We start from the raw sequence: 26005 nt of genomic DNA, 5'->3' as shown, positions 1-26005 counted from the left end.
GGCGGTCCGGACCCGTGTTCTTTCCGTCAGGTGCCCCCGTCGAGGTTCCGCTTCGCCTCGTCCGCGTAGTTGTCCGCGAGTCGGACGGGTTCGGGGAGTTTGTACGACGAGGCGAGCGCGAGCGCGGCGTCGGCCGCCGTTTCGGGACCGACGCGGTGGCCGGGGCTGACGTACAGCGGGTTGATGTACCGGTTCGGCGAGTCGTACTGGCGCGTCTGGACCGCGTAGCCCAGCAGCGTGCCGTCGGGCGCGTCGACCCTCGAGTTCGCCTCGATCGGCACGCGAACTCCTTCGGGGAGGTTCTCGGTGTCTCCCGCCGGGGTGCCACAGAGCAGGCTCTTCGCGACGCCGATGCTGGGTACGTCGCGGACGACGCCCATGTGGGTCGCGATGCCCGCCTGCCGGAAGTGGATGCGGCCGCTGCCGTCGAAGAGGATCAGATCGGGGTCGACCGAGAGTTCCTCGAGCGCCGCGAGGATCGGCCGTCCCTCGCGGAAGGAGAGAAGCCCCGGAATGTAGGGAATATCGAGGGGCGTCACGGCGTGGACGCGCTCGATCACCTCGCCGCCGCGCATGGCGACGACGGCGCTCAGGGCGCGGTCCTGATCGCCCGCCTCGTTCGTGAGAAACGACTGATCGACGCCGACGACGGTGGGCGGGTCCGCGCCGCTCGAGGCCGCCGCGAGCGGATCGCCGAGGGTCGCGGGATCGAAGTCGAAGTCGTCCTCGAACGCCGCGGCGTCGGCGATTTCGCGCTGCATGGCTTCCATGTCGTCGCGCTCGAGCGAGGCGTCGGGAACGAGGTCGGGCCGGGCCGTGGGCATCGATACGCGGACGTTGGCAGCGAGCGAAAATCAGTGTCCGGGTTGCACGATACGAAACGGCGAGGGAAGCGAGCGGTTAGAACCGACGGCGACCGCCGGGACCGCCCGGACCGCCACCGCCTCCGAACTCGAGTCGGTTCGGCGCGCTGACGTTCCGGTTTTGCTTGATGTACTGGCCGTAGGCGAGGCCGATCGCGAGGCCGACGAGGTGGGCGCCGTGTGCGATCCCGCCGCCGCCGCCGATCACGCCGGAGAGGAAGGTGATGCTGATGAGGGCGTAGCCGGCCGTGAGCAGCCAGATCGGGACCGGGAGAATGAAGTACAGGTAGACCTTGAGATCGGGGTTCAGGATCGTCAGGACGCCCATGATAGCGAGTGCGGCGCCGCTGGCTCCGAGGACGGCGGTCGGGTACCCCTGTGCGATCGAAATCAAGACCTGACTGAGCCCGGCGAGGACGCCGCTGACGACGAACAGGATCGCGAAATCCCTCGACCCGACGTACCGCTCGACGAGCGGGCCGAAGAAGAAGATCACGATGCTGTTTCCGACGATGTGCATCAAGTTATTCGTGCTGTGGGAGAAGATAGACGTGACCCACGTCCAGACGTATTCGACGTTCCAGGACGTCAGCAGGAACAGCGACTCGTAGAGGGTGCGGCTCCCGAACAGCCCCACGATCAACTGAGCGAGGAACGTGAGCCAGATCAGCGCGAGGAACGTGTAGGTCATGTTCCCGCGGAAGTAGGCTAACGGTCCGCCGGCACCCGTGTTTATCGGGATCTTGTCAGCGAGGCTCGAGGCCTTCGAGGTCCCGCCACCGCCGTTGACCGAGTCGTCGAAGCCGCTGTCGAAGACTCCCTGGGGGTCGTTCCAGTCCTGGAGCCCGGTACAGTCGTGGTTCTCCGGCAGCCGGTGGTCGGCACAGAAGGTCCCCCCGCAGTGCCGACAGTTGTAGGGCATGCTTTCGTCTTTGCCACACACGTCGCACTTGGCCATTGACCGGGGGTATGTGTGGCACCGCTAAGGGATTTGGGGTTCGTTCCTCGCACCGAACGCCGGCAGCAGACGCGGTGATTCGCCGCCGTACGCTCGAGTTTCGATTCGCTGATCAGTAATTCTCGTCTGGTAGTCCGGTCGTACGAACCGTTACGGTCGGTGATGCGACGCCGCATCGGCGCGCTAGCTCTCCTCCGGCGGTCGACCACCGGCTACCGGCCACCGATCGACGCTGCCGATCGCTCCGACGTCGGACTGTACATTTTTGCTCCCGGGACCCTCATATCGAGGCGTGCAAGAGTACGAGCGCAAGCAGTTGCTCGAGCGCGTCGAGCGCGAGGGGGCGACCGTCGGCGCGGACATCCCGGAGACGATCACGGTCCAGGGCGAGGAGATCGACCTCCGAACCTTCGTCTTCGAGATCAAGCGCCGCGAGACGATCCCCTCGGGCGAGCGCGACCGCGTCGAGCAGGCCAAACGGAACCTGCGACGGGAACGCCTCGAGCGCCTCGAGGCCATCGAGGAGGGCGACATCACCCGCGAGAAGGGCGAGGAACTCGCGGGGAGCATCATCGGCATCGATCGCGCGTTGAACGCCCTCGAGAGCCTCGGCCCGACGGACCTCGAGCGCGAACAGCAGGCCCAGCGTGCCCAGGACCGCAAGCGCTGGATGTCGTTCCTGAAGAAGGCGCTCGGAGAGGACGACGGCGGCGCCTCGCGGAGGGGTCGGTAGATGGCGACCAACGCCGAAATCGCCGGCCGATTCGAGGAGTTCGCCGACCTGCTCGAGGCCAATGACGTCGAGTACAAGCCCCGCGCCTACCGGCGCGCGGCCGAGAACATCGGCGCTCATCCCGTCCCGATCGCCGACCGCGTCGAGGCCGGCGACGAGGAGATACTGGAGGAGATCGACGGCGTCGGCGACGCCATCGCCTCGAAGGTCGTCGAGTACGTCGAAACCGGCGAGATCGAGGAACTCGAGGAACTGCGCGCGGAGCTCCCGATCGACATCGCCGACATCACGCGCATCGAGGGCGTCGGCCCCAAGACCGCGGGGAAACTCTACCGCGAACTGGGGATCGAGACGCTGGACGACCTCGAAGAGGCCGCCGAGGCAGGCGAGATTCAGGAGGTCAAGGGCTTCGGCCCGAAAACCGAACAGAACATCCGCGAGAACATCGACTTCGCGCGGGAGGTCGGTCAGCGGCAGTTGCTGGGCGAGGCCCGGCCGCTCGCCGACGACGTGCTCGCGTTCCTCCGCGGCCTCGAGGCGGTCGAGCGCTGCGAGGTCGCCGGCTCGATCCGGCGCTGGCGCGAGACGATCGGCGACGTGGACGCCCTCGTCGCGACCGAGGACGGCGAGGCCGTGATCGAGGCGTTCGTCGGCTGGGACTCGGTCGACAGCGAGATCGAGTCCGGCCCGGAGAAGGCCAGCGTCCGCGTCGGCGAGATCCGGGTCGACCTGCGGGTGGTCGTCCCCGAGGAGTTCGGCTCCGCGCTGCAGTACTTCACTGGGAGCAAGGACCACAACGTCGCGCTTCGCAACTACGCGATCGACCGCGGGATGAAGCTGAACGAGTACGGCGCCTTCGACGTGAGCGATGTCGAGGACCACGAGGCAGGGCAGCGCGTCGGCGAGCGCGTCGCCGGCGAGACCGAGGAGGGGATGTACGAGGCCCTCGGCCTTCCCTGGATCCCGCCGGAACTCCGCGAGGATCGCGGCGAGATCGCCGCCGCCGAGAACGGCGACCTGCCGGACTTACTCGAGCGCGACGATATCCGCGGCGACCTCCACACCCACACCGAGTGGTCCGACGGGAACACCCCGATCGAGGCGATGGTCGACGCCGCCGCGGAGCTGGGCTACGACTACTACGGCGTCGCCGACCACGCCGAGGGCCCCGGCATCGTCGGCGGGATGGGGCTCTCGGACACCGAAATCCTCGAACAGGTCGAGGCGATCCGCGAGGTCGCCGCCGCCGCGGACGTCGAGGTCCTCGCCGGCATCGAAGCTAACGTCGACGCCGACGGCGAGATCGGTCTCACCGAGGAGGTGATCGAGGCGCTGGACGTGATCGTCGCCTCGACCCACAGCGCGCTCAGCCAAGATGCGGAGACGGCCACCGAGCGGCTCGTCCGCGCCGCCGAGAACCCGGCGATCGACGTGCTCGGCCATCCCAGCGGTCGCCTGCTCAACGAGCGCTCGGGACTGGAGTTCGACGCCGCCGCGCTCGGCGCGGCCGCGGCCGAACACGGCACCGCCCTCGAGGTCAACGCGAACCCGCGCCGACTCGACCTCTGGGGCAGCGCCGTCCAGGCCGCCCTCGAGGAGGGCGCCCCGATCGCCGTCAACACCGACGCCCACCAGCCGTCGACGCTCGAGTACATGCGCTGGGGCGTCCACACCGCCCGGCGCGGCTGGGCCGAGCCCGAGGACGTCATCAACACCTGGGAGCTCGACGAACTGCGCGAGTTCCTCCACTGACCGTTCGGCGCTCGACCGCTCTCCGGAATCACGACCACGATGCAACTGCTCCTCGACGTCATGTGCGGCGGTCTCGATGCCTACCTCCGGATGTGCGACCACGACACCGTCTACGCCGGCGACCGCGGCCTCGAGGCCGACGACGCGCTGCTCGCGCTCGCTCGAGACGAAGACCGAACCCTGGTCACGCGGGACGTCGCCCTCGCGGCCCGCGCCGACGATGCGATCCTGCTCGAGTCCCGCGACGTCGAGGACCAGTTATCGGCGCTCGCCGCCGCGGGGGTCGAGCTGACGCTCGCCGCCGAACCGCGGTTCTGCGGCCGCTGTAACGGTCGCCTCGAGCGCGTCGAATCGACGGCGACGACGCCCGAGTACGCGCCCGACCCCGCCGAGACCGCCGTCTGGCGCTGTCAGGACTGCGGCCAGCACTTCTGGCGGGGCAGTCACTGGGACCGCGTCGCGCGAACGCTCTCGAAAATCGGGGGGAACGGCGACGATCCGAACGAAGACGGATAGTTCGACCGCGCCGGGTCTCGAGGTCGAGGCCGCCTCGGGTTTCGATCCGGTTCCACTCGGTTCCGCTCTCCTGGCGGGGTCCAGCTGCGTCGCTCCTATCGTCCCTCGAGGACGAAGGCCACGTCGAGGGTCGTCCGGTACCGCTCGATCGTCCCGCCCTCGACGTCCGCGGTCTGCGATTCGATCTCGATCCCGCTGATGTTCTCGAGGGTCTCGTCGGCGTCGTCGAGGGCGTTCTGTGCGGCGTCTTCCCACGACTCGGTCGAGTTTCCGGTCAGCTGGATGACCTTGACTGTCTCTCCCATGGTCGTCGGAGAAAACCCCGTCCAGCGGCGTAGTGGTTCGGCGTGAGCATGCTACCACGTCACAATGTCCGCGGTCGGCGGTCCGCGCTCGGCCGCTCAGTAGACGGAGACGTCGTCGAACCGCCCGTCGTAGGCGATGTGGTGTGGGTGGGTCGGCTCCGTCCCCGAGAGGAAGAGCCGGTCGACCTTCTCCCAGGTGTTTTCGTAACAGAGATGCGCGAGTTCGGCGGCCGTCGTTTTCCACCGCCGACCGCCGTTCCGGTAGACGACACGTCGCGAGACGTCGTTCTCGAGCGCGTCGACGAGATCGGCCTCGGAATCGATCGCCGCGTCGAACGCGGTGTGGGCGACGCCGACCGATCCCGGAAGGTGTGCGTACGACGACGTAAACGGCGCGATATCGAGCGTTTCGGCGAGTTCTCGGGCGCGTCGATTGTTCGACGGGAAGTGCTTCGGATTGAAGATCTCGACGGCGTCGACGAGATCCCGGTACTGACGCAGGTCCGCCTCGGTCAGGCCCACGGTTGCGAACTCGGGGTGGGGCGCCAGCACGGCGGCGTCCTGTCGCTCGAACTCGTCCATCGCCGTCTCGAGCGGGATGAAGTCCGGCACCGGCTCCTCGAGGCCGACGGCGAGAACGTGTTTGCGCTCGTGCCACGACCCGGTGAACACCTCGCGACCGGGGATGACGCGGAGCCGGTCGGTGGAGTACGTGGCCGCCTCGCGACGGATCTCGGGAACCCGCGTGAAGTGGGGCGCGTACACGATCGCGTCGAGCCCGGCGTCGATGGCTCGCTCGACGACCCGGTCGTCGAGCACCTTCACGTGGCAGTCGATTCGCGTCTCCGCTGGCGCTCGCTCGCTCACGTCACCCTCTTTCGAGACGGGAGAGTTATGAATTCTGATTTTCCGGCCACGCGACGGTCTCCTTGATCGCGTCGACGATCGGTTCGACCGGCTCGTCGGGCTCGACCGAGATGAACAGGCCGTCGTCGCCGACGTAGACGCGGAGGATCTTCAGGAAGTCCATCGCCGTCGCGATGTACTCGACGCGGTCGGCGTCCGGAAACAGCGTGTTGCGGAAGAGTTCGATCTGCATGAAGTCCATGTGGACGTTCGTGTGGATCCGTTCGAAGTGCTCGAGCATCGCGTCCTTGCTCTCGTACATCGCGATCGTCTCGTCGGCGATGTACAGCGGACGAAACGACTCCGTATCGTACTCGCAGAACGCGTAGAGGGGCCCGGAAACCGTGTTCCGGACGACCTGTCGGACGCGATCGGCGTCGAACGAACACAGTTGCGAGCGGTTCGTCGCGGGCATAGCCGATCCTCGGCGGCCAGCGGTGAATCCCTGTCGGACGGCACACGACTCGAGTCGCGACTCGAGGCGGTGGCTGCGAAAGGATCATTAGGCCGGCCGCTCGATACATCAGTGATAGTGAATGGCCTGGGAATGCGGAATCGACGGCTGCGGTGCGGTGTTCGAGGACGTCGAGGCGACCGTCGTCCATCAGGCGACGGAACACGAACGGCGGGAGTGTAAGGTCTGTGGCACCGTCGTCCCCGACGGCTATCTCGCGATTCGACACGCCTTCACCGAACACAGCCGGGCCGAGTACGTCCGCGCCTACGGCGCGAGTTCCGAGGCGGTCCGCGAGCGCGAAGAGTTGCTCGAGGAGATCGAGTCGGTCGCGGACATGCAGGCGATCGCCACGGAGCTGAAACGGTAGCCGGCCGTATCGCCGGGGATTTTCGCTTCTTTTCCGCCGAGCACCGTCTCGTCGCTTCCGAAGCTCGTCTCCTCCGGGCGGTCGGGAGGTATCGAAATAGCGGTATCCGGACGGTTCGCCGTCAGTAGTTGTCGACGATCGCCGCCACGCAGCCGGTCGCCTCCCTGTAGGCGGAGTGGTCCGAGACCGAATCGCTCACGTCGACGTCGGCGTAGTTGTCCGGCGTGGTGCCGTCGCCGAACCAGCCGCCGCAGTCCGCCGGACCGCTCCCCAGCCTGGCGACGGCGTCGTTCGTCGAGTAGTAGTTGTGGACCGCTTCGGCCGAGGTCCGGATGGCGTCGAAGAAGTCGCCGTCCTCGCAGGGCGCGTCGGACGCCTCGTACGAACCGATGCTGTCGGCCGTCGCGACCGTGAACTCGCCGTCGATGGCCGCGAGCGTTTCCAGCTGGACGATCCCGCCCATGGAGTGGCCGAGGATCCGGATCGTCGTCGACGGATTCGCGTCGACGTAGTCGGCCAGCCAGGCGGCGAACGGGTAGCCGGTATCCCTCGCGCTCTGGATCGCCGTCGTCGGCAGGCCGCCGTCGTCCCAGGTGACCGCCGCGACGGGCTCGTCGTAGCCGACGGCCCTCGCCGTGTCTCGGAACGTCGCGGCCCGCTCGACGCTGGCCGACGAGCTCGTGTAGCCGTGGATCTTGAACACGATCTCGGCTTCGTCTTGCGGCGCATCGGTGACGGCCGGAACGCCGTCCCGAAAGTCGAGCTCCGCGATTCCGTCGGTGTCGGCCGCGGCCGATCCCGACGCGGCGCTCGCTCCGGCACCTGCGACGATAGTCGTCGCCGCGGTCCCGAGGAGCCGTCGCCGCGAGATCGAACCGCCGCTCGTCGGTGCGCTGTTCCTCGCCGTCGAATTCGAGTGTTCCTTCGATGGCATCGTCGATCGTTCGCACTGCGATGCGAACGGAAGATCGTTTCACGAACGCACGTATAATATTTATTTTCGTATAGATGCTATGTGGTAAATAGCCGGGCCGTCAGAGACGGAGACTGCTCGAGCGACGACGCGGACCGCATCCGGTGTCCGCGACGCCAACGGTCGGACGCACCGGTAGCCGAGGACGTGAAACCGCGGAGAAACGCGTTCGTCGCTGTCTGCTCACGGGCGCTGCGGGACGGCGAAGCCGTCCCGACAGTCGCGGCGCGTAGCGCCGCGCACTACCCGTTCGCATGGTCCGACGAGCTATCGCTCGTCGCTATATTCAGCGCGACTTCGTCGCGCTGACTGCCTGACGAGCGCCTTAGCGCTCGTCACTGTCGAGCACGCGAATCTGGTCGCCCCGAACCGTGACCGGAATCGGAACCGTGGCCTCGTACAGTTCGACCGTAACCTGATCCTTGCCTTCGTCGATGCGCTGGACCTGCGCCTTCTCGCCCTTGAACGGACCGGCGATGAGCTCGACGATGTCGCCCTCGGCGATCCCCTCGACGTCCGGCTTCGGCGAGAGGAAGTGCTCGACCTCCGAGATGTCGGAGGTGCCGGGGACGATACTGCGCGCGTGCGGGATGTCCTCAAGGACGCGGTTCAGGACCGCGTTCCCCTCGGCTTCGACCATCACGTAGGAGGTCAGCGAGTCGGGCGCGAGCGCGGCGTGGATCTCCGGCTCCTCGCGGTTGATGATCATGTCCGCGACGGTGCGCTCCTGACTGGCCGTGGTCTTGACGGCGTAGATACCCATCAGAAACCACCGCCGGTCAGGAACAGCATGATCCCACCGATGATGAAGCCCATCAGCCCGATTAGTAGGACACCTGCGCCAGCGATCTTCGAAACCTGGAGGAATTCCTCAGTCGTGGGTGTCGTCGCCATCTTCAACACCCGAACGTACGAGGTCAGGTCGTACGGAACGTCCATATCTATTCGTTCACAGCGCGGCGCCTTTTATCTGTCTTTCGTGTCTCCCGACGGTTCGGTTCGTTGATAGCTCTCGACGTTGCACTCGACGGCCCGGCGACCAAACCGCTCGAGCGCGAACTCCGACTGTCATGGCCGAAGACGATTCCGACCGCGCGAACGAGCACGAGGCGGAACGAGAGGCCGAAATCGAGGACGAGATGGAACGCGTCGATCAGGACCCGGACCAGGTCGACGAGGGCGACGACGACCTGGGCAAGCAGAACGCCCCCCGCGAGGACGCGGAGGACCTGGAGGACCTAGAAGAGGCCGAAGAGTCCTGATCGCGCCGTCGGTCCGACCCGGTTCGGCGATCGGACCGGCTTCGGTCGGCTCGAGTTCTGTGGGTCGCTTCGAGACGCCTCGAGTCGAGGACGCGTCCAGCCCTCGCTCGAGGTAGCAATCGGTCGAACCCAGTAGCACCGCGTCTTCGTCGTCGACGAACTTCGTCTGATTCGGACCGAGGGAGTGGCTTCCGCCGTCCGCGGCGATCGGGATCGGCGGGAGGCGGTCGATTACGGCCCCGTCGCCGGCGGTCGCTCGCTCGGGCCGCTCGGGATCCCGGTTCCCGGTCGTTCGATGTTCGGCCGCTCCGTGAGCGTCAACTCCACGGTTCGCTCCTCGCCGTCCCGGACGATCTCGAGTTCGATCGTGTCCCCGGGCGAGGTCTCGAGGGCGAGATACGCCGAGAGCTGATCTTGATTCGGGATCTCCTCGCCGTCGATGGCGACGATCACGTCGCCGCTTCCCGGACCGCGGCGACCGGCCGGCGTGAGGACGCCGTCCGCGGGCGAGTTCGGCACGACCTCGGCGACCAGCACGCCGTTGGCTTCCTCGAGGCCGAGTTCGTCGGCGATCTCCGGCCCGACCGGTTGCACGCCGACGCCCATGTAGGGGTGTTCGTACGTTCCGTCCTCGATGAGCGCGGGGACGACCCGGTTCGCGAGGCGCGCGGAGATCGCGAAGCCGATGGTCTGGGCGGCCCCAGCGAAGACGACGCCGAGGACGTCGCCCTCGAGGCTCACCAGCGGCCCGCCGCTGTTGCCGGGGTTGACCGGCGCGTCGGTCTGGATCGCGGCCGGAATCGAGAAGCCGGTGGGGCTGGGAAGCGAGCGGTCGATCCCGCTGACGATCCCCTGGGAGACCGACGCGTCGAACCCGAGCGGGTTGCCGATCGCGAGCACCTCCTGGCCGATCACGGGTTCGGCCTCCGAGAGCGAGAGCTCGCCGGCGATGTCGGGCAGGTCGTCGACGCGCAGGACGGCGAGATCGCTGTAGGCGTCGGTGCCGACGATCGAGGCGGGGCGCCACTCCTGGTTACTGAACTGGACTTCGATCCCGCCCTCGCTGGCGTTCTGGACGACGTGGTTGTTGGTTACGATGTGTTCGTCGTCGATGACGAATCCCGTGCCGATCCCGCCGCCGCCACCGCCGCGGAGGCCGCTGCCGGAGATGGTGACCAGAACGACGGAATCGATCGTCTCGCGATACGTGTCCGTGTACGGGCTGTCGACGTCGGCGCCGCCGTTCTCCTGAGTCGTCGCGTTCGAACCGTCGGTTTCGTTCTGTGCGGTGCCGCCGCCGGTGGTGCCGAGACCGACCGCCGCTGCGGCACCGGCCGCGCCGACCGCGCCGAGTAGTCGTCTGCGAGTGCACTGATCGAGGTCTGGCGTCACGCCCGTTGCCACCCCGACGAGCGGCATAAAACGGCCACCAGCAGCAGCCGTCCGAGGGCGAACTCGAGGGACGAACGATCTCGAGACGGGAGCGACGACGACCTACTCGTCGCGCGCCGCCTCGACCGCCTCGACGAACGAGGCGGCGGTCTCGCGAACCCGATCCATGTCGCCGTCGGCGATCGCTTCGTCGTCGACGATGGCGCCGCCGGCGCCGACGGCCACCGCGCCGGCGTCGAAGAAGTCGGCGACGTTGTCCCGCGAGACGCCGCCCGTCGGAATGATGTCGACGTCGCCCAGCGGCCCCGCGAGCGCGCCGATGTGGCCCGGCCCGACCGTCGACGCGGGGAACATCTTGAGGAGGTCCGCGCCGGCCTCCATCGCCGTCACGGCCTCCGTCGGCGTCATGACGCCGGGGGCGACGAGGACGCCGCGCCGGTTGCAGGTCCGCACCACGTCCGGTTCGGTGTGGGGCGAGACGACGAACGACGCGCCCGCGTCGATCGCGGACTGGGCGGTCGGCGCGTCGAGGACGGTCCCCGCGCCGACGACCGCGTCGGTGTCCGCGAGCTCCCGGTCGACGGCCGCGATCTTCTCCGCCGCGCGCGTCCCGTCCGCCGTGACCTCGAGCGCCTCGACGCCGGCCTCGTGCATCGCCCGCGCGACAGGGACGATCTGCTCTTCGTCGACGCCGCGGAGGACCGCGACGACGCCGCTCTCGACGAGCCGGTCCCTGACGGTTCGCCGGTCGGTCATCCGCGCAGCCCTCCGGTCGCGTCCGTCGTTCGATACGCGCTCGCGATCCGTCCGCTAGTGAGACGTTCCATCACAGTGAGCACTGCGTGCCGCGGGTGCAAGAAATTTACTCACCATCGAAATAAGGGGTGTTCGAGCGGCGATTACTCCTCGAGCGCGCGAATGGTGACCGACTCCGCCTCGTAGTTCTCGAGGAACGCGCCGGTGCCGCCGACGGTGTACCGCTCGCCGTCGACCTCGAGTTCGAACGCGTTCTCGATGGGGAGCGTCGAACTGACGGGCCGGACGAGGCTCTGTCGGACGTCGACGACCTCGCCGGTGAGCGACGAGGGGAGGTCCCGGTCGCCGACCGGCGAGCCGGTGACCGACGCCTCGATGCGCGTGTCCGTCGCGCGGTGGAGCGCGATCTGGAAGACGGCGCTCCGGAACCCCTCGTACGTACAGGGGAGTTCGTTCGGCGTCGTGACGTACCGTTCCTCCGCGGTCGGCCAGTAGTTCGCCAGGAACGAGCCGGCGAGGACGGGCGCGAGTTGCTCCTGGGAGATGGCGATCGCCCGCGTGTCGCTCGCCGACGTCGTCAGGATCTGACTCGGCGCGAGCAGCCCGTGGCGGCCGTCGACCGTCAGCATCGTCGGCACGAGCGCGTCCCAGGTCCGGACCGTACTGGCCGTCCCGGCCAGCGACGCGATGTCCTGATCGCCCTCGGTCGCGCCCAACAGGAGGAGGACGAGCACCCCCCGGTCGACCGTCGCCTCGAGCGTCGAGCGGATCCGCGGGAGCACCTCGGCGGGCAGCGAGAGCGTCACCTCCGTCTCCGCGCCGGCCAGCAGGTTCTCGATCCGCTTGATCACCGTCTGTCGGGACTTGATCACCTCGAACTGTTCGCCGGAGCGCTCCGTCGCCGTGAACCGCGACTCCAGTTCCGGTTCGATCTCCTCGACGCTGCGCGTCAGTCGCTCGACGACCGTCTCGGGCTGGACCGGCCGGATCACCGTCGGCACCGCGTGGTCGTCGACCTCGACGAACCCGCGCTCCTCGAGTTCCTCGCTGATGCTGTAGACGTAGCGCTTGGAGACGTCGGCGGCGTCGGCGATGGCGCTCGCTTTCGACTCCCCGCGTTCGAGGATCGCGAGGTAGGTGTCGGTCTCCTTCTCCGAGAGGCCGAATCGCTCGAGCAGTTCGGCGAGCTCGTCGTCGTCCATGTGTATTCAGTACGTCACAGATTGCGGGGTCAGTGTAAAATATGCTCGGTCCGGTCATCCCGACCGTTTCGGTCGGTCGACCGGTGTCGCGGGATCCGACCGTTCGGGCGCAACGCGCTGGCGCACCGACCTGTGAAAAGTGAGAATACATTTTTCAACAAAGTTTATTGCCCCGGCTGCGAACTGAGAGAACGATGGAACTACACGGCGCGCTCAACGATTTCAAGCGATCGCAGGGGGAACCGCGGCGGTTCCCCGGCGAGCGCAGGTCGACGAGGGGGCTCTTCTCCGGGCTCGACGAACGGCTCGTTCACGTCGCCCCCGACGGCTCGATCAGGGACTACTCCTACCCGCTCTCGGGGCTGGCCGGCGTCGAACGCTCTCGGTTCGGCCTCGAGACGGACGGCGAGGTTCGGTGGTTCGACGCCGACGTCGCCGACCAGCGCTACGTCGACGACACCGCGGTCGTCGAGACGACCCACGTCGTCGGCGACGCGACCTGCGTGCAGTACGACGTCACGATCGGTCGGCTCCACCTGACGCACTTCGAACTCGAGCGGGGTGACGAGGGCTCCGGAAACGGTAGCCTCCACGCCTGCGTCGGCTTCGCTCCGGAGGGGCGGGCGGGACGGGTCGGACAGCTCTGGCACGGCGACGCCGTCGAGGTCCACCACGACGCCGAACGCGACTTCCTCGCGGCCTCGACCGGGCTGTCGGCGACCGGACAGGTCCCGGAACGGTTCGCCGAACTGCTCGCGGCCGAACCCGCCGACTTCCCGCGGTCGCCGACGGACGACCGCTACGAGGAGGCCCGGCTCAGTCCGATCGCGATGTGCGAGATCGAACTCGCCGGATCGACGCCGAGCGCGACCGTCGCGACGCTGCTCTCGGACGACGGCGACCGCGCCGCCACGCTCGAGCACGTTCGGACCGCCGTCGCCGAACACGCCGACCGCGAGACGGTCCTCGAGGCCGGACGCGACCAGGCCCGCGACCGGCTGCCTGACCCCGACCCCGACCGCGTCGGCGACGGCGGGCTCTCGGATCTCCGAGCGCTCGCGCTGTTGCGCGCGCCGACGGGCGCCCGGATCGCGGGACCGGAGTTCGATCCGTTCTACCGGTACTCGGGCGGCTACGGCTACACCTGGTTCCGGGACGACGCCGAGATCGCCCGCTTCCTGCTCGCGGCCGATCGACGGCTGGGACTCGGACTCGAGGAGTGGCACGAGCGAAGCGCCCGGTTCTACGCCGAGACGCAACTGTCCGACGGCACCTGGCCCCACCGGGTGTGGCCGCACAACGGCGCGCTCGCTCCCGGCTGGGCCCACGGCCGCCTCGAGGGCGGCGAGTCCGAGGAGTACCAGGCGGATCAGACCGCGAGCGCGACGGCGTTTCTCGCGACGTACCTCCGGCGCGTCGATCCCGACGACGGACGGGTACGGGAGACGCTCTCGGCCGCGGTCGACGGGCTGGACGACTCGCTCGCGGCCGACGGCCTCCCCGAGCGGGTCCAGAACGCCTGGGAGAACATGACCGGACGCTTTGCCCACACCGCGGCGACGTTCCTCGAGGCCTACGCGGCGGTCGCCAGGGCGCCCGTCGACGACGCGCTCGCGGCGCGAGCGCGGGAGCGAGCGCGAACCGTGTACGACGCGATCGACGACCTCTGGGTGTCCGAGCGCGGGATCTACGCGATGCGGACCGACGGCGACGAGGTCGACGACCGACTCGACGGCAGCACGCTCGCGCTCGCGTCGGCCCACCGGGAGTACGCCGCCCTCGAGGACGTCGACGGCGAGCGGCTCGAGCGGCTCGCGTCCCACGTCGAGACCACGATCGACGGGCTCTACCGGGACCCCGAGGGCCCCGTCGAGGGGCTCGCCCGCTTCGAGGGCGATCCCTGGCGAGTCCGCGACCAGGACGCCGCGAAGATCTGGACGGTGACGACGGCGTGGGGCGCACGCGCCGCCGCCGACCTCCGCGAGTTACTGGCGGCGAGCGGCCGCGCGGACGCCGAAGCGTTCGACGAGCGCGCTCGCGATCTGCTCGCGCTGGTCGAGCCCGGCGGACCGCTCCGGCGGCCCGGCGGCTACCTCCCCGAGCAGGTGTTCGACGACGGCACGCCGGACAGCGCCACGCCGCTGGGCTGGCCCCACGCCATCCGCCTCGCGACGGCCAGCGCCCTCGAGGAGCCCGCGTCGCCCCCGCTCGCGGATGCCGAGGATCGCGCGCCGCTACAGGACTGAGTCGCCGCCTCGCGAGCGACGGTTTTCACGACGTCGACCGGACTGCGGTAAGTACGATCTCGAAAATCAGGACGTGACGGTCGGCGCGTCGCGTTCGCGGGTGAGGACGTTGCGACCCGTTTCGGCGTCGAACAGGTGGACGTCCGACTCGTCGAACGCGATCGTCACCCGATCGCCCGGCTCGAGGCGCACGTCCGAGTCGACGCGGGCGATGAACTCGTCGCTCAGCCCGAGGTGCAGGAAGTTATCGGAGCCGACGGGTTCGACGACGTCGACGGTGGTCGCGATCGCGTTGGCCGCACCGTCGGCGACGGTGACGTTCTCCGGCCGGACGCCGAGCGTGTACCGGCTCGACTCGAGGTCGTCCGCGTGACGGTCGACGTACGCCCCCGAGAGGTCGTACGCGAACTCGCCGTCGCGACCGGTCAGGTGCAGTCGATCGCCGTCGGGTTCGACGTCGACGTCGACGAAGTTCATCGACGGCGAGCCGATGAAGCCACCGACGAACCCGTTGACCGGTCGCTCGTAGACGTCGGTCGGCCGTCCCTGTTGCTGGAGTTCGCCGCCGTCGAGGATGACGATCCGATCGCCCATCGTCATCGCCTCGTGCTGGTCGTGCGTGACGTAGACGGCCGTGATCCCGAGTTCGTTCTGGAGCCGCTGGATCTCAGCGCGCATGGTCGTCCGGAGCTTGGCGTCGAGATTGCTGAGCGGTTCGTCGAACAGGAACAGATCGGGTTCCCTGACGATCGCGCGGCCGAGGGCGACGCGCTGTTTCTGGCCGCCGGAGAGTTCGTCGGGCTTGTCCTCGAGCAGCTCCTCGATGTCCATCATCTCGGCGGTCTCGGCGACCCGCGCTTCGCGCTCGGCCTCGCTCAGATCGGTGCTCATCCGGAGTCCGAATTCCATGTTCTCGAAGACGGTCTTGTGGGGATACAGCGCGTAGTTCTGGAACACCATCGCGACGTCTCGGTTCTTCGCGTGGACGTCCGTGACGTCCTCGCCCCCGATCTCGATCCGGCCGCCGGTCGGTTCCTCGAGCCCCGCGAGCATTCGAAGCGTCGTCGTCTTGCCACAGCCCGACGGCCCGACGACGGTCACGAACTCGCCGTCCTCGATTTCGAGGGAGAGGTCGTTGACGGCGACGACTGATCCGGTGTCGTATTCCTTCCGCAGTTCGTCGACTGTGACCCGTGCCATGACACCACAATTACCCGGGGGCGATAAAACCCTTTCCAAAATTCGCTATCTTGGAAGTAATATCTCATCCAATGTTCTGGAGGGTAACGCACGTGGTCCCGCGACCGCGTGGTCGGCCCGATACGCCGGTCGCGATCCTCGGGCGCTCTCTCTAATCGAGCCCGATCGTTCGGATTCACTCCGGCTTCTGGCCCAAAGAGCGATGGTATGATGGGCGAAAGGCGACGGAATCGAACATCCCAAATCATTAAATACGTGAAGATATAATTCATCATCGATTGCAGCATGCCAATGAAACGCAGACCCGTGCTCAAGGGTATCGGCGGAGCGATGGCGGGGGCGACTCTCGCAGGATGTACGAGCATGTTCAGCGGCGACGGGAGCGCTGAACTCTGGCACGAATTCACCGATTCGGAGGAAGAGACCTTCGACGGCCATCTCGAGACGTTCAACGAGGACGCCGATCGGGAACTCGACGCCTCCGGCGTCTCCAACATGGACGAGCAGTTGGAGACCGCGCTCCCGGCCAACGACGGGCCGATGAGTTTCACGTGGGCGCACGACTGGATCGGCGTCCAGCACGAGAACGAGAACCTCTACGACGGGAGCGATTCGTTCGACGTCGACCTCGAGGGGACGTATACGGAAGCGGCCGCCGACGCGGTCCAGTGGGAGGGGAACGTGTACGGGCTCCCCTACGCCGCGGAAACGGTGTCGCTGATGTACAACAGGGACATGGTCGACGAACCGCCGGAGACGGTCTCAGAGATGGTCGATATCATGGAGCGCGAAGGGGAGTACGGCATCGGCTATCCGGGCGATCCGTACCACTACAGCGCCTACCTGCAGGGGTTCGGCGGCGTCCTCTACGACGAGGACGCCGACGAACTGGGCGTCGACGACGACGCGGTCGTCGAGGGGCTCGAGCTCATCCGCGACGCCATCTACGAATACAGTCCGAACGACCTCGAGGAAGACACGAACCTCTCGGTATTCCAGGACGGGCAAGCGCCGTTCGCCGTTACCGGTCCGTGGAACCTCGGCGATCTCCGGGACGCCGGGATCGACGTCGGCGTCGCGCCGTTGCCCGCGCCCGACGGCGGCGAACCGACGCCGTTTACGGGCATTCAGATGTGGTATCTCACGTCTCGCCTCGAGGAGGCCGACGACGCGGTCCGCGACGCGGTCCTCGACTGGGCGGAGTGGTACACCACGACCGAAGACGTCGCGACGACCAACGCGCAGGAGCACGCGACCATCCCCGTCCTCCAGTCGGTCGTCGGAAACGACGACCTCGGGGACGACGTCGGCGCGTTCAGTCAGACCGTGGACATGGGAATGCCGATGCCCGCGAGCGAAAAGATGGACGCCGTCTGGGATCCGGTCGAGTCCGCGCTCGACGTCGTCCTCGGGTCGGGCGGCGATCCGCGGGAAGAGCTAGAGAACGCCGCCGAACAGATTCGAGACTCCTGGAAATAACGTCCTCCAGTATTCAATACTAGCAAAATGTCTGTAGATACACCCGAGGGCGTGGGAAATCGAATCCGTCGTCTCCTCCCGTCGAGTGCGACGGATATCGGGGTGGTACTGGTCTTACCGGGGCTGGTGCTGTTCTCGCTGTTCATGCTGTTCCCGATCGCGTTTCTCGTCTACCTGTCGATCACCGACGTGAGTCGGGCGGGCGACGTGATCGGGATCTTCCAGGGGGAGGCATCGATCGTCTGGTTTGCGAACTACCTCGAACTGTTCGCCGACGGGGAGTTCTGGAACTCCATCGGAGTCACCTGGCTCTACGTCGGCGTGAGTCTGGGCCTGAAACTCGTACTCACGCTGGTGATCGCCATCCTACTCACGCACGACCGGGTAGCCGGAAAGCGGTACATGCGGGCGCTCGTCATCGTTCCCATGGGCTTTCCGCCGATCTTCGTGATCACGATCTGGCGGGCGATCTTCAGTCCGGCCGCGTTCGGACCGTTCAACCGGCTCGTGTCGGCGTACAACGACGTCGTTATCGGCCTCGCGGAACTCGTCGATACGATCGCCTTCTTCGTCGCGCTCAGGGCACCGGAACTACTGCTCGTCGACGTCCCGGTAAACTGGACGGGCGGCAGGTGGGCCGCCTTCTTCGGGTACGTCGTGACCGAAACGTGGCTCGCGTATCCGTTCATGGTGATCATCGTCGTCAGCGCGCTCCAGGACGTGCCGATGGAACTCCACGACGCGGCGAAAGTCGACGGGGCGGGCTACCTGAATCGGCTCCGGCACGTGACGATCCCCGCGATCAAGGGCCCGCTGGTGTTCGCGTCGATTCTCACCGCCGCGACGTCCTTCCAGAACTTCCTGATTCCGTGGGTGTTCAACAAGGGCGGGCCCGGGCGGAGCAACGAACTGCTCCTGGTCTACGGCTACCGGGAGGCGCGCGTGTTCAACGAATACGCGATGTCGTCGGCGATCATGGTCGTCGCGATCGGATTCATCGGGCTGTTCATGTGGCTCGCCGTCAAGAAAACCAATCTCGCGGACGGGGTGTGATCAAATGAGTACGATACTAGATGCGATCGCAGATCTCCGAGCGGGTCGTCGAAGTCCGGTAGACGTCGCGAAGTCCGTCCTCACGACTGGGGTAGCTGTCGGACTCCTCCTGCTCCTGCTGTTCCCGGTGTACTGGATCGTCACCGTCGCGTTGTCCAGAGGGACGACGCTGTCGTCTCCCGGGAGTCTGTTCGGCGACCCGGCCGCGTACACGCTGGATTCGTTCCGATGGGTCCTCGAGAACGAGTCCTTCCGACGGGGGCTCCTGAACAGCCTGATCGTCGTCACCGTGACGGTCACCGTCACGTTGGCGTTCTCGATCCCGGGGGCCTACGCGCTCTCGCGGCGGGAGTTCTTCGGTCGGCGAAAGCTCCTCTACGGCTACATCCTGTTCACGCAGGTGGGGGCAGGCCTCTCGATCGCCGTCCTCATCGCGCTTTACGCGCTGTTCTCGGGCATCGGCCTGACCAACAACCTGCTCGTGCTCGGCCTCTTCTACGCGGCCGGGGCGATCCCGTTCAACACGTGGCTGCTGAAGACCTTCATGGACAACATCCCCGTCTCCTACGAGGAGGCGGCCATCGTCGACGGCGCCAGCCAGTGGCAGGTCATGCGGGAGGTCATTCTGCCGCTCGCGAAACCCGGAATCGCCGCCGTACTGGTGTTCGCGTGGACCGCGGGCTGGAACGAGTTCATCGTGGCACAGACGCTGATTCACGATCCCGACCTCTACCCGCTGTCGGTGGAGCTCTACGGGCTCATCGACGACCGGCGCGGAACGTCGTGGCCGCAGTTCGCCGCGTTCGCCCTACTGTTCGCCCTTCCGGTCGCGATCATCTACTTCCTCGCCCAGAAACAGGTCGAAAGCGGCCTCTCCTTCGGCGGGATGGAAGGCTAATCGGCCGATCCCCGTCCGCTCGTTTTCCCTCTCGCTGCTCGCTCGAGCCCCTCGAGCCGACGCGCTTACGATCCGTCTCCCTCGAGGACGACGACCGAATCGACGGCGAGGGTCCCGTCGGACGCGAGCGCGTCGACGCCGATCAGGGGATCGGTCTCGGCGGCGGACTCGTCGAGCTCGACCGTCGCCGTCCCCGCGCCGAAGTGAAGCGCCACGACGACGCGGCGGCCGCTCGCCGGGTCCGCGCGAGCGAACGCGACCGCGGCGTCGGTGTCCGCCTCGTACGCGACGCGCTCGAGGTCGGCCGCGGACTGCAGCGCCGGATGCGATTTCCGGAGGTCGATCAGTCGCCGGTAGTACTCGAGCAGGTCCGCGTCGAACGCGCCCCAGTTCATCGGGTCGCGCCGTCCCGTCAGACCGGTCTCCTGGCCGTAGTAGAGCATCGGCGACCCCGGGAGCGTGAACGTCGCGGCGCCCGCGGCCCGCTGGGCGTCGCGGCCGTACTCGGCCAGATACCGGTCCGTATCGTGGTTCTCGACGTACAGGAGCCACTCCGAGTCGGGATGGGCGCCGCGGCGTCGCCGGTCGTCGACCGCCTCGAGGATCGCGTCCGCGCTCGTCGTGTCGATCCCGGCGGCCGAATCCGTGAACTCGTCCGCGACCGCGTCTTCCTCCTCGTCGTCGGCTTCAGTGACAGTCCCGTCTTCGGCGTCGCCCGCGACCGACGCCCCTATCGCCTCGAGCGTATCGTGGAGCACGTCGTCGTGGTGCGTGTGAAATCGGCCGCCGCCCATCTCGACGTCGGAGGGCAGCGTCTCGTCTAACAGGAAGAACTCGCTGTCCGTCCCGGTCAGCCGATCACTGACCTCCGTCCAGAAGCTCAACGGGACGCCCCACGCGACGTCGGCCCTGAAGCCGTCGACCTTCTCCGCCCAGAAGTCGACGACCTCGAGGAGATATTCGCGGACGTCGAGATTCGCGTAGTTCAGGTTCGGAATGTCGTCCCAGCCGAAGTACCTGTCCGGTTCGCGCTCGTCGAAGTCCTCCCACCGGTACCAGTCGCGATAGCGTTCGTGATCGGGGTGGTCCTCGTCGACCGCGGCCTCGTAGAAGGGGTGCGCGTCGGCCGTGTGGTTGATCACGAGATCGAAGACGACGCGGATATCGCGGTCGTGACAGGCCTCGACCAGCGCCTCGAAGTCGGCCGTCGTTCCGAGGTCCGGATCGACGCCGAAGTAGTCCGTCGTGTTGTAGCCGTGCGGGCCACCGCGCTCCGCTGGCGTCCCGAATCCGCTCTTCGCCTCGAGAAACGGCGTCAACCAGAGGACGTCGATCCCGAGGGCCTCGAGGTGGTCGAGGCGCTCCGCGATCGTCTCGAACGTAGGGTCGTCCTGATCCGGGAACCGTCGCGTGAAAATCTCGTAGACGACCGCGTCGACGGCCCACTCGGGCGGCTCGAACGGGTGATCCACGCGGACCGACGGCTCGTCCGCCGCGCCGTCGGCGGGGACCAGTTCGATCGCGTCCGGAACCGAGTGGCGCTCGTCGACCGCGACGGCGTAGACGCGGACCGGGTCGTCGATCGCGTCGACCGGAATCGTGCCGTCCGACTCGAGCACGTCCGCGTCCCGGTCGTCGACGTAGTACTCGACGCTGGGGTCGCCGTCGCCGACGACGCTCGCGTCCGCCGAGAGGCGGACCCGGTCGTCCTCGACGGTCGCGTCGAGTTCGACCCGCGGGCGCGGTTCGCCCTCGTCCGCCTCGGGAAACGCGCGGACCGTCACCTCGTGGGGCCCGTCGGGGGCCTCGAGCGCGAGCGCGTACTCGCCCGGCACGTCCGGTTCGAACTCGGCGATCGGACCGTCGGTCGGGACCGCGCTCGAGCCCTCGGGCGACTCGAGCACGCGCCAGCGGTAGTCGGCGTCGCCGTCCGGATTCCGCGGCGCGAGGTCGTCCCGCGTCTCCATCTCGTTCCCGTTCGGGTCGACGATCCCCTCGCCGACGGTGACGAACCGCGGCGGCCCGGGGTGGTGCGAGCCGTCGTCGCGCTCGAGCGCGGGATCGGGATCGGGTTCGCCGCCGTCTGCGAGCAACCGTCGTCGGTCCGATTCTCGAGTCGCCTCGTGAATCCGTCTCCGTGAGGGGCGCCGGTCCATGAGCCGCTTTCTACGCCCGGAGCTAAATCTATGGTGTAATAGTACGTCATAGGCATAGTTGACTCAGAAATCGCTCACTCCGGTAGTCGAACCGGAACGGGAGTGAAACGCACGAGACCGAATCGAACAGAAGACGGAGATTCGCTGATTCGACGCGGCTTACGCTTCGTCGAACACCGTCGAGCAAAGCTCGACGAGCGTGACTTCGGCTAGGCCTCGTCAAACACCACCGAGCGGAGCTCGGCGAGCCCGACGAAGCTCACGCTTCGTCGAACAGTTCCTCGCCCTCGACCATGTGCTCCTCGACGACGTCCATATCGAGCGTCACGCCGAGTCCCGGTTCCTCGGGAATCTCGATGTAGCCGTCCTCGATGACGTCTTCCTCGACTAAGTCCTCCCACCAGCCGAGTTCGTAGGAGTGGTACTCGACGGCCAGCGAGTTCGGGATCGCCGCGCCGACGTGGGCGCTGGCCGTCGTCGCGACCGGTGAGGAGACGTTGTGCATCGCGACCGGCACGTAGTACATGTCCGCGAGGTCGGCGATCTTTCGCGTCTCGCGCATGCCGCCGACTTTGGGCATGTCCGGCGCGACGATGTCGACGGCCTGCTCCTCGAGCAGGCGGCGCTGGCCGTGTTTTCGATAGACGTTCTCGCCGACGGTGATCGGCGTCTCGGTCGACTGGGTGACCTCCCGCTGAACGTCGTGGTTCTCCGGCGGGACGGGGTCTTCGAGCCACCAGACGTCGTACTCCTCTAAGCGCTTCGCGAGTCGCTTCGCGCTGCCGCCGGAGAACGTCCAGTGGCAGTCGAAGGCGACGTCGGCGCGGTCGCCGACGCGCTCGGTGACCCGCTCGACGATCTCGGCCTTGTGTTCGATCTCGGGCTCGCGGAGGTGGCGGTTCGCGCGGTCCTTCTCGTGACCCGACGGGACGTCGAGGTCGAACTTCAGGGCGTCGTAGCCCAGGTCCTCGACGACGCGTTCGGCCTCGTCGGCGCAGGCCTCGGGGTCGGCCTCCTCTTCGGTGTGACAGTCGCAGTAGACGCGGACCTCGTCGCGGTACTTCCCGCCCAGCAGCTGGTAGGCCGGCACCTCGAGGATCTTGCCCGCCAGATCGTGCAGGGCGACCTCGATGCCCGCGATGGCGGTGACGGTGACGCCGGCGATCGACCCCTCGCCGGACATCTTCTGGACGAGGTGCTCGGTCAGTCGGTCGATGTCCAGCGGGTTCTCGCCCTGCAGGAAGGGCGTCATCCGCTGGATCAGTTCCGGGACGCCGGCGCCCCAGTAGGCTTCGCCGGTGCCGACGATGCCGGCATCGGTGTAGATCCGGACCAGCGTCCACGGGAAGTTCCCGTCGATCATCGTCGTCTGGATGTCGGTTATCTCGATGTCCCGGCCGCCCCCGCGTTCGCGGGTGACCTGCATCGTCTCCGCCGAGAGGTCGCGCATCGTATACTCGGCGTTCGGATCGTGCAGCTGTGAGTAATCGACTCCCATGGTTGTAAATTCACTTCGAAGATAGTAATAGTTTCTACCTTCCGTGAGCAAGTCGCCGAGCTACGGCTGACTAGTAATCCAGAACACGGCGCTATGAAACCAGTGCTTGCGACGATCGCCGATCTCGGTAGAGCGAGCGTCGTCGGTTCTCAGGCGCGTTCGAGTTCGTCGCCGACGTCCTCGAGATCGACGTCCAATGCTGCCGACGCGGCGAAGGCGGCCCGCTTCTCGGCGGTCCGCCGGTCGATCGCCTGCGGACCGACGGCGAACTCGAGCCGGCGGATTCCCTCGGCGGGGCTCGAGCAGCCGAGCACCGTGACGGGGCCGACCTCGCGGGTGTTCCGGACGTGGGTTCCGCCGCAGGCCGCGACGTTCCAGGGCTCCCCCGCGTCCGCGGTCGCCATCCCGTGACCGGTGTCGTTCTCGTCGCCGATCGTCACGACGCGGACCCGCCCTTTTTCGACGGCCGTCCCGGATCGCTCCTCGTCGAAAACGACGTCGTCGCGCTCGCGCGCCGCCGCGACGGGGACGCTCTCCCAGGAGACCGGTCTCGACTCCCAGACGGTCCGGTTGATCAACTCGTCGAGTTGGATCAGCGCCTCGTCGTCGAGCGGCGCGGTCTCGAGGTCCACCGCGACCGTCTCCTCGCCGATCTCGAGGCCGGCGTACCCCGGGGAGTCGAGGCAGCGCCTGGCGGCGCCGTAGCAGAGGTGGGCGGCCGTGTGCGCGCGCATGCAGTACATGCGAAACGACCAGTCGATCGAACAGAGCACGCGACGGCCCACCCTGAACGACGGTTCCTCGGCCAGCACGTGAGCCTGTTCGCCGTCGACCAGTCGCACGTCGGTGACCGTCGCGTCGCCGACGGTCCCGCGGTCGGCCGGCTGACCGTCGCTCGTCCCGTAGAAGTAGCTCGTCTCCAGCCAGACCGTGCGCCCGTCGATGGACGTCACCTCGGTTTCGAACCGCGTGGTGTAGGGCTCCCTGGCTGCCCGTTGTCCGGTCATTGGGTCCACTCTCTCGTCAGCTATGAAAAGTCTGCTTGCCGAAACAGTCTGCCGAATCGATACGCCGAGCGCGATCTCACTCGGACAGCGTCACGTCCAGTCGCTCCTCGAGGGCTTCGATCAGGCCGCCGCCGACGCCGTCCTGAGCCGCCCGGCCCTGTTCGACCGCGAGGAGGTCCTTCTCGCGCGCGCCGAGTTCCTCGGCGAGTTCCTCGCGCTGCAGGCCGGCGTCCTGGCGCGCCGCCTCGAGTTTCTCGCCGTAGCCGGAGACGAGATACGGCAGCGGATCGTCGTCGTAGTTCGTCCCCTCCTGCTCCCAGTGCTCTGAGTCGCCGTCCCAGACCGGGTTCGCCTTGGCGACGTTCTGGGCGGCCTTCTGCTTGCGGCTCGGTTCGTCGTTCGAGTCGCTCCGTCCCCGTCCCTGGCCTCGAGAGCCGCGACTGGACCCCGAGCGCTGCTGGGTGTCGTCGTGGGGCGCACAGTCCGGACAGACCTCGAGTTCGGCGCCGGCGACCGTGGCGAGTCGAAGCGAGTCGCTCTCGGCACCGCAGAGTTCGCAGCTTGTCCCGCCGCCGCCGGCGGACGAACCGGTCGAATACTTAGCCATGGTACCTTTTGGCAACTCGAGCATTTCAAATCACCGCCTCGAATTCCCTCAGTCCCGTGTGACCTCGGCGCAGGCCGGGAGAAAAAGAAAGGGCTTTTGTAATACCGATGGATACGGTTGAGTGCAGTAAGACAAAGACACCGCGAGCGTGGGTAGCCAAGCCAGGCCAACGGCGCAGCGTTGAGGGCGCTGTCCCGTAGGGGTCCGCCGGTTCGAATCCGGTCCCACGCATCGCACGGCGGCTCTGCCGTCACATCTCGATGCAGGTGATTTCCCTTCGCGGACATCACCCACGCACAACTTCTGAGGAAGGTTACACTGACCAGCGGTGGGTCTCGACGGCGCAGCGTTGAGGGCGCTGTCCCGGAGGGGTCCGCCGATGAGCGATCGGCAGAGCCGATCGCGAATGTCGTCGTGGAGCGGAGCGGAACGACGGAAGTTCGAATCCGGTCCCACGCATCGCATGGGTGGACGAAGTCCACCAAACGCGAGGCGGCGTAGCCGCCGAGCGAAACGATGCAGGTGATTTCCCGTCGCGGACATCACCCACGCACAACTTCTGACGGACGCGACACCCGACAGCGAGAGCGCTGTTCGGTACTGGGTCCGTCGATACTCGAGTCTCCGAGCGACGGCTCCGTCGGTACCGGTGACGCGAGCGCGATCGGCCACGACAGTAACCACTTTCCCCGCAGAGTCGAATCTCGAGGTATGGAGTACGTCCCTCGAGAGCGCGTCAATATCCTGACGGCCGTTCTGAGCGTCGTCTCGCTCGCGATCGTCTTCGCGGCCGCCGGCGGCCGAATCCCGTCCTCGACGGTACCGATCGCACCCGACTGGGTCCTCGAATCGATCCCCCATCTCAACGTGCTCATCAGCGCCGCGGCGATCGGGACGATCTCGATCGGCTGGCGGGCGATCCGTCGCGGGAACGTCGACCGCCACCGGTTGGCGATGGTCGCCTCGTTCGTCCTGTTCGCGGCCTTCCTGACGTTCTACCTCTACCGGCTGGTCGCGACGGGCGGCCCGCAGTCGTTTCCCGGCCCCGAGACGATCAAACAGTTCGTCTACTACCCGATCCTCGCGATTCACATATTCCTCGCGATCGTCTGCGTGCCGCTGGTCTACTACGCGCTGTTGCTCGCCGGCGCGTATCCGATCGACGAACTCTACCGGACGAACCACGCCCGCGTCGGGCGGGTCGCGGCGAGCCTGTGGCTGATCTCCTTCTCGCTGGGGATCGTCGTCTACGTGCTGTTGCACGTGGTCTACTGAGGTCGCTCGAACACGAACTCGGTTTTCGTGTTAGGGTTAGGTTCAGCGGGACCGATAGCAACCGCGAGCGAACGAAGTGAGCGAGCGGGCCGACGACTGACCCGGAGCGAGTGTAACGAGCGAAGGGGAAGGAGGAGTGCTTTT

At 67.1% G+C, this 26005-nt stretch carries 26 protein-coding genes and 1 tRNA gene; 11 read left to right on the top strand and 16 right to left on the bottom strand.

The window, feature by feature from the left end:
• Positions 1–26: 26 nt before the first annotated feature.
• Complete coding sequence (locus HTZ84_RS02520; protein WP_174679240.1) at positions 27–824, bottom strand: endonuclease V; 798 nt, start codon at positions 822–824, stop codon at positions 27–29.
• 76 nt (positions 825–900) lie between these two features.
• A complete protein-coding gene (locus HTZ84_RS02515) occupies positions 901–1821 on the bottom strand; it encodes a rhomboid family intramembrane serine protease (protein ID WP_174679239.1) in 921 nt (306 codons plus the stop codon).
• Positions 1822–2113: 292 nt separating this feature from the next.
• Between HTZ84_RS02515 and HTZ84_RS02510 the strand changes: the two genes are divergently transcribed.
• The 3 genes from HTZ84_RS02510 to HTZ84_RS02500 are packed head-to-tail and all read left to right on the top strand — an operon-like array spanning position 2114 to position 4822.
• On the top strand, positions 2114–2554 hold the full coding sequence (locus HTZ84_RS02510) for a DUF5788 family protein (protein WP_174679238.1): 441 nt from the start codon (positions 2114–2116) through the stop codon (positions 2552–2554).
• The gene (gene polX / locus HTZ84_RS02505) at positions 2555–4306 is read left to right on the top strand and encodes a DNA polymerase/3'-5' exonuclease PolX (RefSeq protein WP_174679237.1); all 1752 of its coding nucleotides are present in this window, start codon (positions 2555–2557) and stop codon (positions 4304–4306) included.
• 39 nt (positions 4307–4345) lie between these two features.
• The gene (locus HTZ84_RS02500; RefSeq protein ID WP_174679236.1) at positions 4346–4822 is read left to right on the top strand and encodes a Mut7-C RNAse domain-containing protein; all 477 of its coding nucleotides are present in this window, start codon (positions 4346–4348) and stop codon (positions 4820–4822) included.
• Positions 4823–4917: 95 nt separating this feature from the next.
• Here HTZ84_RS02500 and HTZ84_RS02495 read toward each other — a convergent pair whose 3' ends face one another.
• The 3 genes from HTZ84_RS02495 to HTZ84_RS02485 form a co-directional block, all read right to left on the bottom strand.
• Entirely contained in the window at positions 4918–5127 is a 210-nt protein-coding gene (locus HTZ84_RS02495) for a dodecin family protein (protein ID WP_174679235.1), read from the bottom strand.
• A gap of 96 nt (positions 5128–5223) precedes the next feature.
• A complete protein-coding gene (locus HTZ84_RS02490; RefSeq protein WP_174679234.1) occupies positions 5224–5994 on the bottom strand; it encodes a PHP domain-containing protein in 771 nt (256 codons plus the stop codon).
• A 25-nt stretch (positions 5995–6019) separates the two neighbouring features.
• Entirely contained in the window at positions 6020–6448 is a 429-nt protein-coding gene (locus tag HTZ84_RS02485) for a hypothetical protein (protein WP_174679233.1), read from the bottom strand.
• A gap of 121 nt (positions 6449–6569) precedes the next feature.
• Here HTZ84_RS02485 and HTZ84_RS02480 point away from each other — a divergent pair, with 121 nt between their 5' ends.
• Positions 6570–6857, top strand: a complete 288-nt coding sequence (locus tag HTZ84_RS02480; RefSeq protein ID WP_174679232.1) for a DUF7565 family protein — start codon at positions 6570–6572, stop codon at positions 6855–6857.
• A 121-nt stretch (positions 6858–6978) separates the two neighbouring features.
• Here HTZ84_RS02480 and HTZ84_RS02475 read toward each other — a convergent pair whose 3' ends face one another.
• The 3 genes from HTZ84_RS02475 to HTZ84_RS02465 form a co-directional block, all read right to left on the bottom strand.
• Positions 6979–7791 carry a lipase family protein gene (locus HTZ84_RS02475; protein WP_174679231.1) on the bottom strand — a complete coding sequence of 271 codons (813 nt, stop codon included), beginning with the start codon at positions 7789–7791 and terminating at the stop codon, positions 6979–6981.
• A gap of 364 nt (positions 7792–8155) precedes the next feature.
• Positions 8156–8593 (bottom strand): transcription elongation factor Spt5, encoded by a 438-nt coding sequence (locus HTZ84_RS02470; protein ID WP_008894454.1) that lies wholly within the window; start codon positions 8591–8593, stop codon positions 8156–8158.
• Positions 8593–8769 carry a protein translocase SEC61 complex subunit gamma gene (locus tag HTZ84_RS02465; RefSeq protein ID WP_008894453.1) on the bottom strand — a complete coding sequence of 59 codons (177 nt, stop codon included), beginning with the start codon at positions 8767–8769 and terminating at the stop codon, positions 8593–8595. Before HTZ84_RS02465 ends, HTZ84_RS02470 begins: the two co-directional genes overlap by 1 nt.
• Positions 8770–8900: 131 nt before the next feature.
• Here HTZ84_RS02465 and HTZ84_RS02460 point away from each other — a divergent pair, with 131 nt between their 5' ends.
• Positions 8901–9092 (top strand): hypothetical protein, encoded by a 192-nt coding sequence (locus HTZ84_RS02460; protein ID WP_174679230.1) that lies wholly within the window; start codon positions 8901–8903, stop codon positions 9090–9092.
• A 231-nt stretch (positions 9093–9323) separates the two neighbouring features.
• Here HTZ84_RS02460 and HTZ84_RS02455 read toward each other — a convergent pair whose 3' ends face one another.
• From HTZ84_RS02455 to HTZ84_RS02445, 3 genes are all read right to left on the bottom strand, one after another.
• A complete protein-coding gene (locus HTZ84_RS02455) occupies positions 9324–10511 on the bottom strand; it encodes a S1C family serine protease (protein ID WP_174679229.1) in 1188 nt (395 codons plus the stop codon).
• 75 nt (positions 10512–10586) lie between these two features.
• Positions 10587–11240 (bottom strand): bifunctional 4-hydroxy-2-oxoglutarate aldolase/2-dehydro-3-deoxy-phosphogluconate aldolase, encoded by a 654-nt coding sequence (locus HTZ84_RS02450; protein WP_174679228.1) that lies wholly within the window; start codon positions 11238–11240, stop codon positions 10587–10589.
• Positions 11241–11383: 143 nt separating this feature from the next.
• Positions 11384–12442: a TrmB family transcriptional regulator gene (locus tag HTZ84_RS02445; RefSeq protein WP_174679227.1), complete on the bottom strand. Its 1059-nt coding sequence runs from the start codon at positions 12440–12442 to the stop codon at positions 11384–11386.
• A 194-nt stretch (positions 12443–12636) separates the two neighbouring features.
• Here HTZ84_RS02445 and HTZ84_RS02440 point away from each other — a divergent pair, with 194 nt between their 5' ends.
• On the top strand, positions 12637–14688 hold the full coding sequence (locus HTZ84_RS02440; RefSeq protein WP_174679226.1) for a glycoside hydrolase family 15 protein: 2052 nt from the start codon (positions 12637–12639) through the stop codon (positions 14686–14688).
• 66 nt (positions 14689–14754) lie between these two features.
• Here HTZ84_RS02440 and HTZ84_RS02435 read toward each other — a convergent pair whose 3' ends face one another.
• A complete protein-coding gene (locus HTZ84_RS02435; protein ID WP_174679225.1) occupies positions 14755–15888 on the bottom strand; it encodes an ABC transporter ATP-binding protein in 1134 nt (377 codons plus the stop codon).
• Between the two features lie 291 nt (positions 15889–16179).
• Here HTZ84_RS02435 and HTZ84_RS02430 point away from each other — a divergent pair, with 291 nt between their 5' ends.
• The 3 genes from HTZ84_RS02430 to HTZ84_RS02420 are packed head-to-tail and all read left to right on the top strand — an operon-like array spanning position 16180 to position 19318.
• Positions 16180–17367 carry an extracellular solute-binding protein gene (locus HTZ84_RS02430; RefSeq protein WP_309138846.1) on the top strand — a complete coding sequence of 396 codons (1188 nt, stop codon included), beginning with the start codon at positions 16180–16182 and terminating at the stop codon, positions 17365–17367.
• 27 nt (positions 17368–17394) lie between these two features.
• Positions 17395–18420 carry a carbohydrate ABC transporter permease gene (locus tag HTZ84_RS02425; RefSeq protein ID WP_174679223.1) on the top strand — a complete coding sequence of 342 codons (1026 nt, stop codon included), beginning with the start codon at positions 17395–17397 and terminating at the stop codon, positions 18418–18420.
• Between the two features lie 4 nt (positions 18421–18424).
• Positions 18425–19318, top strand: a complete 894-nt coding sequence (locus HTZ84_RS02420) for a sugar ABC transporter permease (protein WP_174679222.1) — start codon at positions 18425–18427, stop codon at positions 19316–19318.
• A gap of 65 nt (positions 19319–19383) precedes the next feature.
• On the opposite strand, the gene HTZ84_RS02415 is transcribed toward HTZ84_RS02420, so the two are convergent.
• The 4 genes from HTZ84_RS02415 to HTZ84_RS02400 form a co-directional block, all read right to left on the bottom strand.
• Positions 19384–21474: an alpha-amylase family glycosyl hydrolase gene (locus HTZ84_RS02415; protein WP_174679221.1), complete on the bottom strand. Its 2091-nt coding sequence runs from the start codon at positions 21472–21474 to the stop codon at positions 19384–19386.
• A gap of 259 nt (positions 21475–21733) precedes the next feature.
• Positions 21734–22972 (bottom strand): mandelate racemase/muconate lactonizing enzyme family protein, encoded by a 1239-nt coding sequence (locus tag HTZ84_RS02410; protein WP_174679220.1) that lies wholly within the window; start codon positions 22970–22972, stop codon positions 21734–21736.
• A gap of 149 nt (positions 22973–23121) precedes the next feature.
• Positions 23122–23979: an alanyl-tRNA editing protein gene (locus HTZ84_RS02405; RefSeq protein ID WP_174679219.1), complete on the bottom strand. Its 858-nt coding sequence runs from the start codon at positions 23977–23979 to the stop codon at positions 23122–23124.
• Positions 23980–24055: 76 nt separating this feature from the next.
• Positions 24056–24586: a helix-turn-helix domain-containing protein gene (locus tag HTZ84_RS02400; RefSeq protein WP_174679218.1), complete on the bottom strand. Its 531-nt coding sequence runs from the start codon at positions 24584–24586 to the stop codon at positions 24056–24058.
• Between the two features lie 146 nt (positions 24587–24732).
• Here HTZ84_RS02400 and HTZ84_RS02395 point away from each other — a divergent pair.
• A tRNA-Leu gene (locus HTZ84_RS02395) sits at positions 24733–24817 on the top strand.
• A gap of 480 nt (positions 24818–25297) precedes the next feature.
• Positions 25298–25861, top strand: a complete 564-nt coding sequence (locus HTZ84_RS02390; protein WP_174679217.1) for a DUF420 domain-containing protein — start codon at positions 25298–25300, stop codon at positions 25859–25861.
• The last annotated feature ends 144 nt before the right edge of the window (positions 25862–26005 follow it).

Source organism: Haloterrigena gelatinilytica, assembly GCF_013342145.1.
In the GTDB taxonomy this organism is placed as follows: Archaea; Halobacteriota; Halobacteria; order Halobacteriales; family Natrialbaceae; genus Haloterrigena; species Haloterrigena gelatinilytica.
The sequence above is the reverse complement of the archived record's forward strand: the minus strand, read 5'-3'. Positions and strand labels throughout refer to the sequence as shown.